This window comes from Streptomyces sp. NPDC021224 (assembly GCF_044332905.1).
In the GTDB taxonomy this organism is placed as follows: Bacteria; Actinomycetota; Actinomycetes; order Streptomycetales; family Streptomycetaceae; genus Actinacidiphila.
Genome location: NZ_JBIRPW010000019.1, coordinates 1 through 16,652, shown reverse-complemented (window position 1 = coordinate 16,652; position 16,652 = coordinate 1). Strand labels below are relative to the sequence as shown.

Below are 16,652 nucleotides of genomic sequence, written 5' to 3'. Positions count from 1 at the left end.
AGGGGGTTGTCCTTCCGGGGGTGGTCGCGGTGGTGCGGGCGGTCCGGGTCAGTCGAGGCCGAGGCCGAGCCGGGCGGCCGCCGCGTCCCACGGGCCGCGCGGGCCCGAGGGTTCGTAGCGGCGCAGCGGCTGGGTGGCCGCGACCAGGCGGCGCAGGTCGTGGCGGTCGTGGACGAGGCCGCGGGCGCGGGCCTGGACCAGGAGGTTGCCCAGCGCGGTGGCCTCGACGGGGCCCGCCACCACGGGCAGGCCCGTCGCGTCGGCGGTGAGCCGGCACAGCAGGTCGTTGCGGGCGCCGCCGCCGACGAGGTGGACGGTGCGGATCTCCTGCCCGGCGAGCCGGGCGGCGGCCCGCAGGGTGCGGGCGTGGGCCAGGGCCAGTGCCTCCAGCACCGTGCGGACGAGCGAGCCGCGGTCGGCGGGCGGGCGCTGGCCGGTGCGGCGGCAGTACGCGTCGATGCGGGCGGGCATGTCGCCGGGCGCGGCGAAGTCCGGGTCGTCCGGGTCGATGACGGCGGCGAAGGCAGGCGCGGCGGCGGCCCGCGCGACGAGTTCCTCGTGGCCCGGGGCCGTACCGTCCTGGAGCGCCCAGGTGCGGCGGGACTCCTCCAGCAGCCACATGCCCATGATGTTGCGCAGAAAGCGCACGGTGCCGTCGATGCCGCGCTCGTTGGTGAAGTTGGCGCCGCGCGCGGCCTCGGTGAGGATGGGCCGCTCCAGCTCCAGCCCGGCGAGCGACCAGGTGCCGCAGGAGACGTACGCGACCGCGCCGTCCCCTTGCGCGGGCACCGCCGCGACGGCCGAGGCGGTGTCGTGCGAGGCCACCGCGGTGACCGGCAGCGGCCCCGCCGCCCCCACCTCCTCGGCGACGTGCGGCAGCAGCACCCCCGCCGGGTCCCCGGGGTCGCGCAGCGGCGGCAGCAGCGCGGGGTCGAGGCCGAGCGCGGCCAGGACCGGCGGCGACCAGTCGGCGGCCCGCGCGTCGTACAGGCCGGTGGTGGAGGCGTTGGTGGCCTCCGCCCCGATACTGCCGGTGAGCCAGTGGGTGAGCAGGTCCGGGAGCAGCAGCAGGTGCCGGGCCCTGGACAGGGCGGAGGTGCCGCGGGCGGCGGCGAGCTGGAAGACGGTGTTGAACGGCAGGTGCTGCAAACCCGTCACGCGGTACAGCTCGGCCGCGTCCAGCGCCTCCCACACCCGCTCCGGCGCGCCCTCCGTACGCCGGTCGCGGTAGTGGAAGGGGGCGCCGGCCAGGGCGCCGTCGGCGTCGAGCAGCCCGTAGTCGACGGCCCAGGAGTCGATGCCGACGGAGGCGAGCGGGGTCTGCCGCAGCGCCTTGCCGAGGCCGGCGACGACCTCGCGGTGCAGGCCGAGCACGTCCCAGTGCAGTCCGTCGGGGAGCCGGACGGGGGTGTTCGGGAAGCGGTGCACGACCTCGTACGCGAGGCTGTCGCGGGTGACGCGGCCGACGACGACCCGGCCGCTGGTGGCGCCGAGGTCGGCGGCGGCGAAGGCCGCGGGGGAAGCCGCGGGGGAAGCCGCGGGGGAAGCCGCGGGGGAAGGGGAGGGCACGGGTACGGACCTCTCAGCGCAGGAAGGCCGCGGCGACACCCGCGTCCACCGGGATGTGCAGGCCGGTGGTGTGGCTCAGCTCCCCGCCGGTCAGGGCGAAGACGGCGTTGGCCACGTGCTCGGGCAGCACCTCCCGCTTGAGCAGGGTGCGCTGGGCGTAGAAGGCGCCAAGTTCGCTCTCGTCGATCCCGTAGGTCGCCGCCCGCTGCGCGCCCCAGCCCTTGGCGAAGATGCCGGAGCCGCGGACCACGCCGTCGGGGTTGACGCCGTTGACCCGGATGCCGTGCTCGCCCAGCTCGGCGGCCAGCAGCCGCACCTGGTGGGCCTGGTCGGCCTTGGTGGCGGAGTAGGCGACGTTGTTGGGCCCGGCGAAGACGGCGTTCTTGGAGGCGATGTAGACGATGTCGCCGCCCAGCCCCTGCGCCAGCATGACGCGGGCGGCCTCGCGGGAGACCAGGAAGGAGCCGCGGGCCATGATGTCGTGCTGGAGGTCCCAGTCCCGGGCGGTGGTCTCCAGCAGCGGCTTGGAGATCGAGATCCCGGCGTTGTTGACCACCAGGTCCACGCCGCCGAAGGCGAGGGCCGCGGCGCGGAAGGCCGCGGCGATCTGCGCCTCGTCGGTGACGTCCACGGTGACCGGCACCGCGCGGTCGGGCCCGCCGAGCTCGTCCGCCACGGCGGCCGCGCTTCCCGCGTCCAGGTCGGCGACGACGACGCACGCGCCCTCGGCCACCAGCCGGTGCGCGATGGCCTTGCCGATGCCGGAGCCCGCCCCGGTCACCAGCGCCACCCGGGTCGCCAGCGGCTTGGGCTGCGGCATCCGCCGGAGCTTGGCCTCCTCCAGCGCCCAGTACTCGATGCGGAACTTCTCCGACTCCTCGATGGGCGCGTACGAGGACACCGCCTCGGCGCCGCGCATGACGTTGATCGCGTTGACGTAGAACTCCCCGGCGACGCGCGCGGTCTGCTTGTCCTTGCCGAACGAGAACATGCCGACGCCCGGCACGAGCACGATCGCCGGGTCGGCGCCGCGCATCGCGGGCGACTCGGGCACGGCGTGCCGCTGGTAGTAGGCGGCGTAGTCGGCGCGGTAGGCGGCGTGCAGCTCGCGCAGCCGGGCCTCGGCCTCCTCCAGCGGGGCGGCGGGCGGCAGGTCGAGGACCAGCGGGCGGACCTTGGTGCGCAGGAAGTGGTCGGGGCACGAGGTGCCGAGCGCCGCCAGCCGCGGGTGCTCGCTCCGCGCCAGGAAGTCGAGGACCGCCTCGGAGTCGGTGAAGTGGCCGACCTGGGGGGCGTCGGTGGAGGCCAGGCCGCGGATCAGCGGGGCCAGTGCGGCGGCCCGCTCGCGGCGCTCGGCCTCGGGCAGCGGCGCGTGGCCGTCCAGGACCGGGCCGAAGGGCTCGGGCCTGCCGTGCTCGGCGAGGAAGGCCTCGGCGGTGCGGATGATGTGCAGCGAGTTCGCCTCGGCCTCCTCGCTGGTGTCGCCCCACGCGGTGATGCCGTGCCCGCCGAGGACGCAGCCGACGGCCTGCGGGTTGTCCCGGCGGATCGCGGCGATGTCCAGGCCCAGCTGGAAGCCGGGGCGGCGCCACGGCACCCACACCACGCGGTCGCCGAAGCACTCGCGGGTCAGCCGCTCGCCGTCGGCGGCGGTGGCCAGCGCGATGCCGGAGTCCGGGTGCAGGTGGTCCACGTGCGCGGCCCCGACCAGGCCGTGCATGGCGGTGTCGATGGAGGGGGCGGCGCCGCCGCGGCCGTGCAGGCAGTAGTCGAAGGCGGCGACCATCTCGTCCTCGCGCTCCACACCGGGGTAGACCTCGGTGAGGGCGCGCAGCCGGTCGAGCCGCAGCGCGGCGAGGCCCGCGGCGGTGAGGGTGCCGAGGTCGCCGCCGGAGCCCTTGACCCACAGCAGCTCGACGTCCTTGCCGGTGACCGGGTCGGTGCCGGTGCCCTTGGCGGAGGTGTTGCCGCCCGCGTAGTTGGTGTTGCGCGGGTCGGCGCCGAGCCGGCGGGAGCGCGCCAGCAGGGCCGCGACCGTCTCGCCGCCGTCGCCGCTGCCGCTGCCGCCGGTCGCGCCGTCGTGGCTGTCGCGGCGCTGCTGCCCGCCGTGGGCGTCCTGTGCCGTCATGATGTCCTGCCCCTAGCCGGCCCGCCTGCCGCGGGCCTGTCGTCCGTCCGTCCGTACCGGCCGCGTGCGTGCGACTGGTGTTGAATCATTTCACTGATGAGCGCGGTGAAAACGATGAGAAACGATGAGAGTGGTGAAGCGGTGAAAGCGGTGACGCCTCCGGTGGGGACCGCGCCGGCCCCCACCGGAGGCCGGGTGGGCGCTAGTTGGTGTACCGCAGGTTGACCGGGCCGTAGCCGTGGCCCGCCGTGCCGTACGGGTGGTAGACCGGGTTGTTGTCCGCGTCGAGCTGGCGGTAGACACCGCCGCCGACCGTGGCGGCGCCGCTCGTGGTGACCGCCGAGTCGGCGTCGTACCACCGGTCGCCGCCCGACAGCTCGGACGACAGCACGTAGTACGTGGTGTGCGGGGCGAGCGTCATCTGCTCGGGCACCGGGGTGTACGTGTACCCGGCGGCGTCCGGCGACCCGGCCGCCATGTCCAGGTGGACGCTGACCAGTTCGGACCCGTCGGCCTTCATGAGCTTGACGACGTGCACCTGCGAGTTGCCCGGCACGTACTTGCGGCCCAGCTCGGTGACGGTGACGGGCGAGGCGCCGGTGGTGAAGCTCATCCCGACGAAGTCGCTGTAGTCGTTGCGCAGCGTCCCCGGCGTGTCCGAGGTGACCAGCGGGGTGCCGCTGCTCGCGCCGTTGTCGGCCGAACCGCCCTTCGTCACGGTGGCGACCGCGTCCAGCAGGTCCCAGGACGAGCCGGGGCCCGACCGCACCGGCTCGATGGAGCCGCCCTCGCTGAACTCGTTCCAGGCGTACATCAGCACCGACTGCGCGGGCGCCGAGGAGGCGTTGGCGGCGTTCCAGTCGATCGCACCTTGCAGGTGCTGGGCCAGCTCGCCCGGGGTGGCCTGGGTGATGCCCTCGTTGCCCGGGTACGACGCCCACGGGTAGGGCGGCGAGAGCTGGACGCGCGGCTGCGGGTCCCAGCCGGAGGTCACCCAGGGGATGACGTCGCGGCCGCTCGCCTTGGCGCTGTTCCACGCGGCCTGCTCGGCGGCTGCGTGCGGGGCGTACGCCTGGTGGCCGCTGCCGCCGGTGACGTAGCTGCTCACCGCGTCGGCGCCGATCTGCTCGGCCACGGTGGTGTCGAGGCCGACGACGTAGGGGGTCACGCCCATCGCCTGCTGGGTCTTGGTGCGCAGCTCGCTGATCTGCGCCGTGTTCACCAGGTCGGGGTAGTCGAAGGCGTACAGCAGCGGGCGCCCGCCGTCGACCTTCTGGTAGTTCTGCGCCTGGAACTGCGTGACCAGCGTGTCGAGGTCGGGCGCGGACAGCGGGTGGGTGAAGAGGATCGCGCTCCAGTTGACGTCGTTGCGGTGCGCGCTCTGCAGGTAGAGCTTGCGGGCGGTCTGCAGGCCGGTCTCGTCGCCATACCAGTCGAAGGCCCAGTAGTCGATCCCGGCATCCTTGGCCATCTCGATCTCCTGGTCCACCACTTGCTGGGTGGCGCCGTTCATGCTGATCGAGTCGGTACCGGTGTCGACCGCGTAGTACGGGGCGTGGCTGCGCCACTTGGCCGGGCCGAGCGCCCGCTCCTCGTCGGGGCCGACACCTGCCAGCTCGCCCACGGCGGAGTCGCCGACCTGGCCGTCCCAGCGGATGGCGCCGACCGCGACGTGCTGCGGGTTGCCGGCGGCGGCCGGCGGTGCGGCGGAGAGGGTCAGCGCCGAGACGGCGACGAGGCTCGCCCCGGCGGCGGACACCGCTCTGTTGCGAAGGTTCATTTCAGGCTCCCGTGAAGGAAGTGGGCTCGTCCTGCCCGGTGCGCGCGACGGCGCGGGATCTGGGAAGCGTCGGGCGGCGCGGGGAAAGCGCGGCCCGGAACTTGAAATGTTTCAAGTCGGGAGTGTAGCGAGCCGCTCCGAGGCCGACAAGAGGCGTGCACGGTCCACTCCACCGCCCCCCGCCGGCCCCGCGCACGGCAGGCCCCCGCCGGGACCCGCCCCGGCTCAGCTCAGCGGCGCACCGGCCGCCGGCTTGCGCGGCGCCTTCCCGGAGCGCGCCGAACGGCGGGCCCCCGGGGCCCGCCCGGTGGACTCGCGCACCACCAGCTCGGGCTGGAAGACCACCTGCTGGTGGGCGTGCTTGGCCTGCTCGGCCTCCTCGATGAGCAGCTGCGTGGCGGTACGGCCCATGCTCTGCTTGGGCTGACGGACCGTGGTGAGCGCCAGCGGGCCCTGCTGGGCCAGCTCCACGTCGTCGTACCCGATGACCGACATGTCGCGCGGCACCCGCACTCCCGCCCTGGTCAGCGCGGTGGTCAGACCCAAGGCGACCATGTCGTTGCCGCACACCACGCCGGTGCCGGACAGCTTGCGCTCGACGATCTCCTCGCCGGCCACCCTGCCGTCCGCGGTGCTGCCCTTCAGGCCCCGCTCGATGACGGTCAGCGCCTCCTCGGGCAGCCCGTGCCGCGCCATCGCGCGCCGCACCCCGGTGAGCCGCTCGGCGTACTGCCGTATGGCCAGGGAGGCGCTGACGTAGATCAGCTCGCGGTGGCCCAGCTCGATGAGGTGCTCGGCGGCCAGTTCACCGCCGCACGCGTTGTCGGCGCGCACCGAGCAGAAGTTGGGCCGGGTGCCCTCCACCAGGACCACGGCGGTGCCGCGCTGGCGCAGCCAGTCCACGCCCGCGGCCTCCACGTCGACCGCGCTGATCAGCATGCCGAGGACACGCTGCTCCTCCAGGACCTCCAGGTAGCGCTGCTCCTTGGCCGGGTCCTCGTCGGAGTTGCACAGGATGATCAGGTGCTGGTGCTCCCACGCCGCCTCCTCGGCGCCGCGGGCCAGTTCGGTGAAGAACGGGTTGGACACGTCGAGCACCACGAGCCCGATGGTGCGGGCCCGGCCGCTGCGGATGAGGGCCGCTCCGGCGTTGCGCACGAAGCCCAGCTCGTCTATCGCGGCCTGGATGCGCACCTGGGTGCGCGCGGCCACGGAGTGCGGACGGTTCAAGTAGTTGCTGACCGTTCCCAGGCTCACCCCGGCGGCGGCGGCCACCTCTCTGATCGTCGGCGAACCGCTCTTGACCAGGGATTGTTTCCCGTTACGCGGGTGAGACGGCTGGCCCATGAAATCTCCCGGCAACCCTATTGACTGCTGTGTGGACGCGAGACTAGCTTACGAGCAATTGAAACGGTACAAGTTCACAGGCCGTTAACCGGGCGGGGTCCAGCCTCGCAACACCGCGCCCCCCGGACCTCGAACCCGATGAATCTCATGGGAGCCATCTGTGGATACCCCCATAGCCCTGCGCCGCGGCCGGGTGGCCGCGGTCGTCCTGGCGTCGGCGCTGCTCGCCGCCGCCTGCTCGTCCGGAACATCCTCCAACAGCAGTGCGGACACCGGCAGCGGTTCCGGTGACACCACCGCGACCGGCGCGACCTTCACCCCGGAGGAGGTGGCCGCGGCCACCGGCTCGTACAAGGTGAAGCCGCTCTTCGCGGTGCCGAAGAAGCTGCCGAAGAAGTACCGCATCACCTTCCTCAGCCCGGGCAAGAGCCTGCCCTTCTTCGCCACCTGGTCCAAGGGCATGCAGGACGCCGCGAAGTTCTACGGCGTGGACTTCCAGGACGCCGACCTCAACTTCAAGTACGAGGACGAGCTGTCGGCCTACCAGCAGCTCGCCGTCAAGCAGCCCGACGTCGTCGGCTCCCAGGTCATGAACGGCCCCGTCTACAACGCCATCACCCGGGACGGCGCCAAGGTCGTCATGGTCGACGGCACGTACGAGAAGGCGCCGCACTTCGGTGTGCCGGACGACGCGGTCGGCCAGCTCACGATCAAGCAGCTCGAAGGCCCGGCGAAGGCGAAGCTGGACACCACCTGGAAGGGCCGCACGCTCCAGGTCGTCGGCATGTCCGCGCCCAACTGCGGCCCCTGCGACGCCCGTGTCAAGGCCGCCTTCGCGCAGGCCAAGACCGACCTCGGGGTCAGCGACGCGCAGACCACGATGCTCACCCCGCAGGGCCAGGACCCGACCACCTCGTCGCAGTCCACCTTCGCGGACTTCCTGACCGCCCACCCGCACGACCCGGTGATCGTCATGTCGTACGGCGACGAGCCGGTGCTCGGCGCGCTGAACGCGGCGAAGGCGGCGAACCGCACCGGCGACCTGCTGGCCGTCACCTCCGGCGGCGACGAGGCGGCCCGCGCCGCGGTGCGCGACACCAGCAACAAGGACATGCTCATCGGCTCGATCGACTTCCAGCCCTACGCCGAGGGGTGGAACTACATCGAGGCCGCCATCGCCACCGCGATGGGCAAGAGCTTCGACGCCTACGACGTCAGCCGGGTCCTGACCGCGGCCAACGTGGACACCTTCTACCCGGACGACAAGAAGTAACGGCCGGCGGGGCCCCGGCGCCCCGGCCCGCCCGCCGCCTGACCCGGCGGGCGGACCCCGGCGCCGGGACCCCGCCCCGGACCTGACGCGGGCCGCGGTCGGCCCGCCCCTGGACCCGACCGGAACCGAACCGAGGAAGCTCCTGATGACAACAACCAGCTCGGCAAAGGCGCCGCCGGTTGGCGGTGACCCCGCCCCCGAGACGCCCGCGAGCCCGCTCGGCGTGCTCGACCCGCGCACCTGGCTGCGCCGGTCCACCCCGGCGGCGTCGGTCGCCGGACGCGAGGGCCGGCACACGGTCGTGGACCGGCTGCTCGACCTCGGCGTCTACGCGGCGCTGGTGGCGCTGTTCGTGTACTTCGCGGTGGCCTCGCCCTACTTCCTGTCCCAGCGCAACCTGCTGAACGTCGGCTCCGCGGTCGCCGTGACCGGCGTGCTCGCGGCCGGTATGACGATCGCGCTGATCGCCGGCCAGCTCGACCTGACGGTGGGCGCGAACGTCGGCATCGTCAGCGTCGTGGTGGCGCTGCTCATCGAGTCCAGCGGACTGCCCACCCCGGTGGCCGTCATCGGCGGGCTGCTCGTCGGCGCGCTCATCGGGCTCCTCAACAGCGCCCTGGTGGTGGTGCTCGGCATCAACTCCATCATCGCCACCCTGGCGTTCTCCATCGCCCTGCGCGGCCTGGCGCTGATCTTCACCGACGGCCAGGTCAAGCCGCTCACCAACACCGCCCTGCAGGACGCGGTGACCGAGCGCTTCATCGGCGTACCGGTCTCGGTGTGGGTGCTGGTGCTGGTCTACGTCGCCGCCTGGGTCGTCATGGGCTTCACCCGCTCCGGCTGGCACATCTACGGCGTCGGCGGCAACGCGAGCGCGGCCCTGCGCTCGGGCATCAAGGTGCGCCGGGTCTACACCGCGGTGTTCGTCACGACGGGCGTGCTGGCCGCGATCGGCGGCATCATCACCGCGGGCAACTCCGGCAGCGGCGGCCCCAATTACGCCAACGGCGCCGAGTTCGACGTCCTGACCGCGGTGCTGCTCGGCGGCATCGGGCTCAACGGCGGCAGCGGCAAGATCGCCCGGACGCTGGCCGGCGTGCTCGTCATCGGCATCCTCAACAACGGTCTGACGCTGCTGTCCGTCGACACCTACTACCAGCAGCTCGCCCGCGGCGCGGTCTTCGTGCTCGCCGTCATCCTGGGCGCCGTCTCGGAACGCCGGAGGGCCCGATGAGCAGCACGGAACCGATCCTCCAGGCCCGCGGTGTCGGCAAGGTCTTCGGCCATGTCCGCGCGCTGCAGGACGTCACCTTCGACGTGCGTCCGGGCGAGGTGCTGGCCGTCCTCGGCGACAACGGCGCGGGCAAGTCCACCCTCATCAAGATCCTGTCCGGTGTCTACGACACCTCCGAGGGCGAACTCCTCGTCCACGGCAAGCCGCAGACCTTCACCGGACCGGCCGACGCGTCCGCCGCCGGCATCGCCACCGTCTACCAGGACCTCGCGCTGGTCGACCAGCGGGACGTGGCGTCCAACCTCTTCCTCGGCCGGGAGTACCGCCGCGGGCCCTTCGTGGACCGGCGGCGTATCTACCGCGAGGCCGAGGAGCTGCTCGCGGGGCTGACCATCCGGCTGCCGAGCGTCCGTGTGCCCGTCCACCAGCTGTCCGGCGGGCAGCGGCAGGCCGTCGCGATCGCCCGGGTGCTGCTGGGCGGCGCCGAGATCGTGATCATGGACGAGCCGACCGCCGCGCTCGGCGTGCAGGAGTCCGCGCGGGTGCTGTCGCTGGTGCGCGACCTGCGCGACGCGGGCAAGGCCGTCATCCTCATCAGCCACAACCTCCAGCAGGTGTGGGAGACCGCCGACCGGGTGATGGTGATGCACCTCGGCCGGGTGGCGGGCATCCGCAGCACCCAGGACAGCACGGTGGACGAGATCGTGAAGCTCATCGTCTACGGCTCGGGAGAGACCGGCGGCTCCACCGGGCCCGCCGACGCTCCGGCCCCCTCCCCCGCCCACGACCCGCTCGCCAAGGAGGCGTCATGACCCTGCCCAGCGGTCTCGAACCCGTCGCCGTGCCCCGCGAGGGCACCGCCCCGCAGCGGCAGCGCCCCGACTGGCCGCAGGACGCTCGCGCGCAGGTCATGGCGTACTACTTCCCGCAGTGGCACGCCGACCCGCGCAACGACGCGATGCTCGGCCCCGGCTGGACCGAGTGGGACGTGCTCCGCGCGGGCACCCCGCGCTTCCCCGGCCATGTGCAGCCCAAGCGCCCGGTGTGGGGCGAGTACGACGAGAGCGACCCGCGGGCCGCCTCCCGGGCGGTCGCCGCCGCCCTCGACCACGGCGTCGACGGCTTCATCGTCGACTGGTACTGGTTCGACAACGCGCCCTTCCTGAACGGCTACCTCGACCGCGGCCTGCTCCAGGCCGACCGCCTCGACGAGTTCCGCTTCGCCGTCATGTGGGCCAACCACGAATGGGACGACCTCTACCCGGCGCGCGGCCCGCAGCTCACCGCGCTGCTCCCGGCGCCCAACACCCGCTACCACGCGACCTGCGCCTTCGAGCACGTGCTGGAGAACTACCTCACCCACCCCTCGTACTGGCGGATGCCGCAGGGCCCGTACTTCTCCGTGTACGACCTGCCGGGCCTCATCCGCGGCATGGGCGGGGTGGCCCGTACGGCCGCGCTGCTCGACGGCTTCCGCGAGCGCGCCCGCGCCGCCGGCCTGCCGGGGCTGCACGTCAACGGGGCGATCAACCCGGGCGTGCCGCAGCCCGAACTGCTGGTCCGCGAACTGGGCCTGGACAGCGCCACCCACTACACCTGGTGGCACCACCCCGGCAGCGCCTTCAGCAGCTTCCCGACCACCGGCTACGACGCCGCCCGCGCCGAGGCCAGGGACACCTGGCGGCGGATGGGCGACACGCTGCCGGTCGACTACCTGCCGAACGTCACCGTCGGCTGGGACCCCAGCCCGCGCACGGTCGAATGGGCCATGCGCGAGGACGAGGGCTACCCCTTCACGTCGATCCTCACCGGCAACACCCCCGAGCAGGTCGGCGGCGCCCTCTGCGACGCGCTGGACTTCGCGGCCGGGCCGGGACGCCCGCCCGTGGTGACGGTCAACGCCTGGAACGAGTGGACCGAGGGAAGCTGCCTCGAACCCGGGGACGAGTACGGCAACGGCTACCTCGAAGCCGTACGGGACGCGGTCGGGGCACACAAGAACACCACAGTGGAGGGAGCGGCGTGAACCGCGACGAGGTCAAGCAGTCCGTCCGGCAGTTGCAGATCGAGACGCCCTCGTGGGCGTACGGCAACTCGGGCACGCGGTTCAAGGTCTTCGGCCAGCAGGGCATCCCGCGCGACCCGTACGAGAAGCTGGCCGACGCCGCCCAGGTGCACCGCTTCACGGGCGCGGCGCCGAGCGTGGCGCTGCACATCCCGTGGGACCGGGTGGACGACTACGGGCACCTGGCGAAGGCCGCGGACGACCTGGGGCTGCGCATCGGCGCGATCAACCCCAACACCTTCCAGGAGGAGGAGTACCGGCTCGGCAGCGTCGCCAACCCCGACGCCGCCGTGCGCCGCAAGGCGATCGGCCACCTGCTGGACTGCGTGGCGGTGATGCGGCAGACCGGCTCGACGATCCTGTCGCTGTGGTTCGCCGACGGCACCAACTACCCGGGCCAGGACGACCTGCGCGGCCGCCAGGAGCGCTTCGAGGAGGCGCTCACCGAGGTGTACGAGGCGCTGCCGGACGACACCCGGATGCTGCTGGAGTACAAGTTCTTCGAGCCCGCCTTCTACGCCACCGACGTGCCCGACTGGGGCACCTCGCTGATGCACTGCCTGCGGCTCGGCGACAAGGCGCAGGTCCTGGTGGACACCGGGCACCACGCGCCGGGCACCAACATCGAGTTCATCGTGATGAACCTGCTGCGCACCGGCCGGCTCGGCGGCTTCCACTTCAACAGCCGCTTCTACGCCGACGACGACCTGATCGTGGGCTCCGCCGACCCGTTCCAGCTCTTCCGGATCATGCTGGAGGTCGTCCGGGGCGGCGGTCTGGAAGCGGCGGCCAACGCCGGGGCGGGGGTGGCCTTCATGCTCGACCAGTGCCACAACCTGGAGGAGAAGATCCCCGCCGAGATCCGCAGCGTCATGAACGTGCAGGAGGCCACCGCCAAGGCCCTGCTGGTGGACACCGGCGCGCTCGCCACCGCGCAGCGCGAGGGTGACGTACTGGCCGCGAACGCGGTGCTGATGGACGCGTACAACACCGATGTGCGCCCGCTGCTGGCCGAGATGCGCGAGGACGCGGGCCTCGACCCGGACCCGATCGCCGCCTTCCGGCGCAGCGGCTACACCGAGGCGATCCGCCGTGAGCGCGTCGGCGGCAACCAGATGGGGTGGACGTGACGGCCCCGCAGACCCCGCACCCGCACCCGCACCCGCACCCCGGAACGGAGAACCCCGTATGAGCAGCGACGTCCTCAACCGTGCCGTCAGCGCCGGAAGCGGGCACGAGCGGATCGCCGCCAGGCCGCCGAAGGTGGGCCTGATCGGCGGCGGGCTCGCCGCGTACTGGCCGCAGTACCCGGGGCTGCGCGAGAGCCTGCTCGCCTCGACCCGCGAGGTGGCCGACCGGCTCGCCGCGCTCGGCGCCGAGGTCGTGGACGCCGGATTCATCGACGACGCCACGCAGGCCGGTCCCGCCGGGGACCGGCTCCGGGCCGCCGGGTGCGACCTGCTGGTGTTCTTCGTGCCGACGTACCTCACGTCCTCGATGGTGCTGCCCGTCGCCCAGCGCGCCGGTGCCCCCGTGCTCGTGCTGAACCTCCAGCCGACGGCGAGCATGGACCACGCCGGTTTCGACACCGGCAAGTGGCTGGCGTACTGCGGGGCCTGCCCGCTGCCGGAGATCGGCAACACCTTCGTACGGGCCGGCATCCCCTTCCGCTCGGTCTCCGGGCACCTCCGCGACGAGCGGGCCTGGGCGAAGATCGGCCGCTGGGTGCGGGCCGCCGGGGTGGCGCGGGCGCTGCGCACCGGGCGGTTCGGCCTGATGGGCAACCTCTACCCGGGCATGCTCGACGTCTCCACCGACCTCACCCTCATCCCCGCGCGGCTCGGCGGGCACGTCGAGGTGATCGAGTTCGACGACCTGCGCGAGTGTGTGAACGCCGCCGGGGACGACGAGGTCGAGGCCGTGCTGGAGCGGACCCGGGAGGTCTTCGACCTCGACGACTCCGTCGATCCCGGCGACCTGCGGTGGGGCGCGTCCGTCGCGGCGGGCCTGGACCGGCTGGTGGAGCAGTTCGGCCTGGACTCGCTGGCGTACTACCACCGCGGACTGGCCGGCGAGCTGCACGAGCGGCTGGGCGCGGGCATGATCCTCGGCTCGTCGCTGCTCACCGCCCGCGGCATCCCCGCGGCCGGCGAGTACGAGCTGCGCACCAGCCTGGCCATGCTCGTCATGGACCGGCTCGGCGCGGGCGGTTCCTTCACCGAGCTGCAGGCGCTGGACTTCGACCGCGGCCATGTCGAGATGGGCCACGACGGTCCCGCGCACCTGGCCATCAGCGACGGCCGCCCGCTGCTGCGGGGCCTGGGCACCTACCACGGCAAGCGCGGCTGGGGCGTCTCCGTCGAGTTCGACGTGGCGCACGGGCCGGTGACCGCGCTGGGCCTGGCCCAGCTGCGGGACGGCACCCTGCACCTGGTGGCCAGCGAAGGCACGGTCGTGGACGGCCCGCTGCTCCAGATCGGCAACACCACCAGCCGGGTGGACTTCGGCATCGACCCCGGCGACTGGACCGACGCCTGGTCCGCGACCGGTATCGGCCACCACTGGGCCCTCGGCACCGGCCACCGCGTCCCCGACCTGAAGGCCGTCGCCGAGTTGCTCGGCCTGGGCCTGACGGTGGTCTGAGCCGGTGCCCGGAACGAGGAGCCGCCGATGACGCACCGGATCGCGTTCAGCCTGGGCCTGCCGGGTGAGAACGCCGCCGAGTACCGGCGCCGCCACGACGCGCTGTGGCCGGAGCTGCGGGAGGCGATTCGCGAGCAGGGCGGCCGCAACTACTCCATCTTCGCCGCCCCGGAGATCGACCGGGTCTTCGGCTACCTCGAAGTGGACGACCTGGACCGCTGGAACTCCGGCGCGGGCAGCGAGCTGACCCACCGCTGGTGGCAGCACATGGCCGACCTGATGCCGACCAACCCGGACGGCTCGCCGCTGGACACCCCGCTGTTCGAGGTGTTCCACCAGGCCTGAGCCGCCCCCCTGAGCAGGGCGGTACCGCTGTGGGGGCGGTACCGCCCGGTCCGGCGCGCCCTTTCCCGTGCCACCCGCCGGACGCACGTCCCTCTTTTTCCCGCACATCCCCGCTTCCCGCATGCGCTGTTCTGGCATGCCCACTTCACGCAGGTCCTGTTCACGCACGTCTTGTGCACGCACGTCCTGTTCACGCACGTCCTGTTCACGCACGTCCTGAGCCGGTGCCCTCCGTCCGGGAGGGCGCCAAGGAAGGGATCACGCAATGGGAGAAGCACGCTCACGCTCCACCGCAGCCGCGCGCACCGCCGTCCGGCGGCTGGCGTACGGGCTCACGGCCGCGCTGCCGGCCGCGGCGCTGCTGGCCGGCGCGCACACCGCCGGGGCCGCGGGCGCCCCGACGTACTACATCGACAACAGCGCGTCCTCGCAGTGCTCCGACACCGGCCCCGGCACCAGCCCCACCCGGCCCTGGTGCGACTTCGCGCCGATCAACGGCACCTCGCTCACCGCGGGCACCCAGGTGCTGCTGGCCCGCGGCGACACCTGGACCCAGCCGCTGCGTCTGAGCGGCTCGGGTACGGCCGCCGCCTGGATCACGCTCGGCGCGTACGGGTCGGGCAACCGCCCTGTCATCTCCGGGAGCGGCAACGCGACCGACCGCACGGTCGTGCTCACCGACCCCGACCACTGGCACGTGCAGGACCTGGAGCTGAGGAACGCGGGCGAGGGCCTGCTCGTCATGTACAGCACGCTCGGACACCAGGGCCTCGACGTCCACGGCGTCTACGCCCACGACCTGGCCGGCATCGTCAACCGCAGCCCCGTGCAGAGCGACTTCCCGCAGCTGCAGTACTCGACCGGCATCCTGGTGGACGCCTCGTCCGCCCCCGTGACCGCCGCGGGCCAGACGGTCGTGAACGGGGTGTCGATCCGCGACAACGAGGTGGGCGACGCGGTCGCCGCGATCCACGTCAACGACGACCCGGGCGTCACCGGCACCCCGGACCCGGCGCCGTCCACCTTCACGGGCGTCGATGTCGTGCACAACTACCTGCACCACATGACCGGCCCGTCGGTCTCCCTGGAGACCTCCGACACCGCCCACGTGGACAGCAACTACATCGACTGCTCGGGCTCGGTGTGGTTCCCGCAGGGCACCACCTGCTTCTTCGTGACGAAGAGCGACCACCCGACGATCCAGAACAACGTCCTGGTCAACATGCCCGACACCGGCAGCCACGACGAGACCGCGATCGACCTGGAGTACAAGATCAACGGTGCCGCGATCCGCGACAACTACTTCGGCAACAACGCGGGTTCGGCGATCGAGATGCTCCAGCTCGGCGGCCGCTCAGGCGACTACAGCACCGGCACGGAGATATCCGACAACACCTTCGCCGGCAACGGCACGGCGGGCGCGCAGAGCATGAAGGGCCAGATCGCCGTGCACGCCGACGGCGGCACCACCCCGCCCGCCGCCTCGATCCACGACAACGCCTACGACGCGACCCCGCAGGGCCTGGTCAACGACGTGGACGGCTCCCCGGAGCTGGCGAACATCACGCAGTCCGGCAACACCGTGACCACCGCGCAGTACGTCGCCCCGCTCCCCTTCAACGGCGAGCAGGGCCGGGGCGGCTGGTCCCAGCAGGCCTACGACCTCAGCAGCTGGCAGAACCTGACCGCGTACGACGCCGCCACCAACACCTGGTCCGGGCTCGGCGGCTCCTTCGTCAACGCCTTCCAGCTCCGCCCCGGCAGCGGGCAGACCTCCGACGCGTGGGTCGCCCGCACCTGGACCGCCCCGGCCACCGGCACGGTCACGGTGCACGGCCGGATCTTCAAGGACGACGCGGACAACGCCGCCGACACCGACGGTGTGCACGCCCTGATCGAGCACAACGGCACCGCCGTCTGGCCGTCCGCCCCCGACTACGTCACCTACCGCACCCTCGCCCCCACCGACCGCTCCGGCTACGCCACCGACGTCACCCTCCAGGTGACGGCCGGCGACGTGATCCGCTTCGTCCTGACCTCCGACCCCGGCTTCTCCGGCACGGGCGACACGACGAGCTGGAGCCCGAGCGTCTCCTACACCTCCTGACCCCACGGGGCAGCGCGAAAGGGCGGCGGGGCCGAATCGGCCCCGCCGCCCTTTCACATACGGTGGCGGATCAGTACGCGGAGTCCACGTTGTCCATCGTGCCGTAACGGTCGGCCGCGTAATTGCAGGCGGCGGTGATGTTGGCGACCGGGTCGTAGATG

Annotated in this window: 12 protein-coding genes and 1 pseudogene; 8 read left to right on the top strand and 5 right to left on the bottom strand. The window is 72.6% G+C overall.

What is annotated here, in order from left to right; genetic code table 11:
* Nucleotides 1-48: 48 nt before the first annotated feature.
* The 4 genes from ACH4PY_RS31865 to ACH4PY_RS31850 all read right to left on the bottom strand — a co-directional run bounded on the left by ACH4PY_RS31865 (nt 49) and on the right by ACH4PY_RS31850 (nt 6,824).
* Nucleotides 49-1,569: a rhamnulokinase family protein gene (locus ACH4PY_RS31865; RefSeq protein WP_398190957.1), complete on the bottom strand. Its 1,521-nt coding sequence runs from the start codon at nt 1,567-1,569 to the stop codon at nt 49-51.
* Between the two features lie 13 nt (nt 1,570-1,582).
* Nucleotides 1,583-3,697, bottom strand: a complete 2,115-nt coding sequence (locus ACH4PY_RS31860; protein ID WP_398190955.1) for a bifunctional aldolase/short-chain dehydrogenase — start codon at nt 3,695-3,697, stop codon at nt 1,583-1,585.
* 202 nt (nt 3,698-3,899) lie between these two features.
* Entirely contained in the window at nt 3,900-5,477 is a 1,578-nt protein-coding gene (locus ACH4PY_RS31855; protein ID WP_398190952.1) for a hypothetical protein, read from the bottom strand.
* A gap of 225 nt (nt 5,478-5,702) precedes the next feature.
* A complete protein-coding gene (locus ACH4PY_RS31850) occupies nt 5,703-6,824 on the bottom strand; it encodes a LacI family DNA-binding transcriptional regulator (RefSeq protein ID WP_398190949.1) in 1,122 nt (373 codons plus the stop codon).
* A gap of 160 nt (nt 6,825-6,984) precedes the next feature.
* On the opposite strand from ACH4PY_RS31850, the gene ACH4PY_RS31845 reads away from it, so the two are divergent.
* From ACH4PY_RS31845 to ACH4PY_RS31810, 8 genes are all read left to right on the top strand, one after another.
* Nucleotides 6,985-8,097: a sugar ABC transporter substrate-binding protein gene (locus tag ACH4PY_RS31845; protein ID WP_398190946.1), complete on the top strand. Its 1,113-nt coding sequence runs from the start codon at nt 6,985-6,987 to the stop codon at nt 8,095-8,097.
* 145 nt (nt 8,098-8,242) lie between these two features.
* Nucleotides 8,243-9,331, top strand: a complete 1,089-nt coding sequence (locus ACH4PY_RS31840) for an ABC transporter permease (protein ID WP_398190942.1) — start codon at nt 8,243-8,245, stop codon at nt 9,329-9,331.
* On the top strand, nt 9,328-10,143 hold the full coding sequence (locus ACH4PY_RS31835; protein WP_398190940.1) for an ATP-binding cassette domain-containing protein: 816 nt from the start codon (nt 9,328-9,330) through the stop codon (nt 10,141-10,143). The genes ACH4PY_RS31840 and ACH4PY_RS31835 overlap by 4 nt, the downstream gene beginning before the upstream one ends.
* Nucleotides 10,140-11,357, top strand: a complete 1,218-nt coding sequence (locus ACH4PY_RS31830) for a glycoside hydrolase family 99-like domain-containing protein (protein WP_398190937.1) — start codon at nt 10,140-10,142, stop codon at nt 11,355-11,357. The genes ACH4PY_RS31835 and ACH4PY_RS31830 overlap by 4 nt, the downstream gene beginning before the upstream one ends.
* Nucleotides 11,354-12,526 (top strand): L-rhamnose isomerase, encoded by a 1,173-nt coding sequence (gene rhaI / locus ACH4PY_RS31825; protein WP_398190933.1) that lies wholly within the window; start codon nt 11,354-11,356, stop codon nt 12,524-12,526. Before ACH4PY_RS31830 ends, rhaI begins: the two co-directional genes overlap by 4 nt.
* Nucleotides 12,527-12,584: 58 nt before the next feature.
* Nucleotides 12,585-14,039 (top strand): arabinose isomerase, encoded by a 1,455-nt coding sequence (locus ACH4PY_RS31820; RefSeq protein ID WP_398190931.1) that lies wholly within the window; start codon nt 12,585-12,587, stop codon nt 14,037-14,039.
* A 27-nt stretch (nt 14,040-14,066) separates the two neighbouring features.
* Nucleotides 14,067-14,384: an L-rhamnose mutarotase gene (gene rhaM / locus ACH4PY_RS31815; protein ID WP_398190928.1), complete on the top strand. Its 318-nt coding sequence runs from the start codon at nt 14,067-14,069 to the stop codon at nt 14,382-14,384.
* 265 nt (nt 14,385-14,649) lie between these two features.
* On the top strand, nt 14,650-16,491 hold the full coding sequence (locus tag ACH4PY_RS31810) for a right-handed parallel beta-helix repeat-containing protein (protein WP_398190925.1): 1,842 nt from the start codon (nt 14,650-14,652) through the stop codon (nt 16,489-16,491).
* A 70-nt stretch (nt 16,492-16,561) separates the two neighbouring features.
* Here the strand turns inward: ACH4PY_RS31810 and ACH4PY_RS31805 are convergent.
* Nucleotides 16,562-16,652, bottom strand: a pseudogene (locus ACH4PY_RS31805) (lytic transglycosylase); the annotation flags it as partial.

Coding starts and splice junctions, on each gene's coding strand:
- ACH4PY_RS31860 (WP_398190955.1), bottom strand. CDS start 3,697: ATGACGGCACAGGACGCCCACGGCGGGCAGCAGCGCCGCGACAGCCAC.
- ACH4PY_RS31855 (WP_398190952.1), bottom strand. CDS start 5,477: ATGAACCTTCGCAACAGAGCGGTGTCCGCCGCCGGGGCGAGCCTCGTC.
- ACH4PY_RS31850 (WP_398190949.1), bottom strand. CDS start 6,824: ATGGGCCAGCCGTCTCACCCGCGTAACGGGAAACAATCCCTGGTCAAG.
- ACH4PY_RS31840 (WP_398190942.1), top strand. CDS start 8,243: ATGACAACAACCAGCTCGGCAAAGGCGCCGCCGGTTGGCGGTGACCCC.
- ACH4PY_RS31835 (WP_398190940.1), top strand. CDS start 9,328: ATGAGCAGCACGGAACCGATCCTCCAGGCCCGCGGTGTCGGCAAGGTC.
- ACH4PY_RS31830 (WP_398190937.1), top strand. CDS start 10,140: ATGACCCTGCCCAGCGGTCTCGAACCCGTCGCCGTGCCCCGCGAGGGC.
- ACH4PY_RS31820 (WP_398190931.1), top strand. CDS start 12,585: ATGAGCAGCGACGTCCTCAACCGTGCCGTCAGCGCCGGAAGCGGGCAC.
- rhaM (WP_398190928.1), top strand. CDS start 14,067: ATGACGCACCGGATCGCGTTCAGCCTGGGCCTGCCGGGTGAGAACGCC.
- ACH4PY_RS31810 (WP_398190925.1), top strand. CDS start 14,650: ATGGGAGAAGCACGCTCACGCTCCACCGCAGCCGCGCGCACCGCCGTC.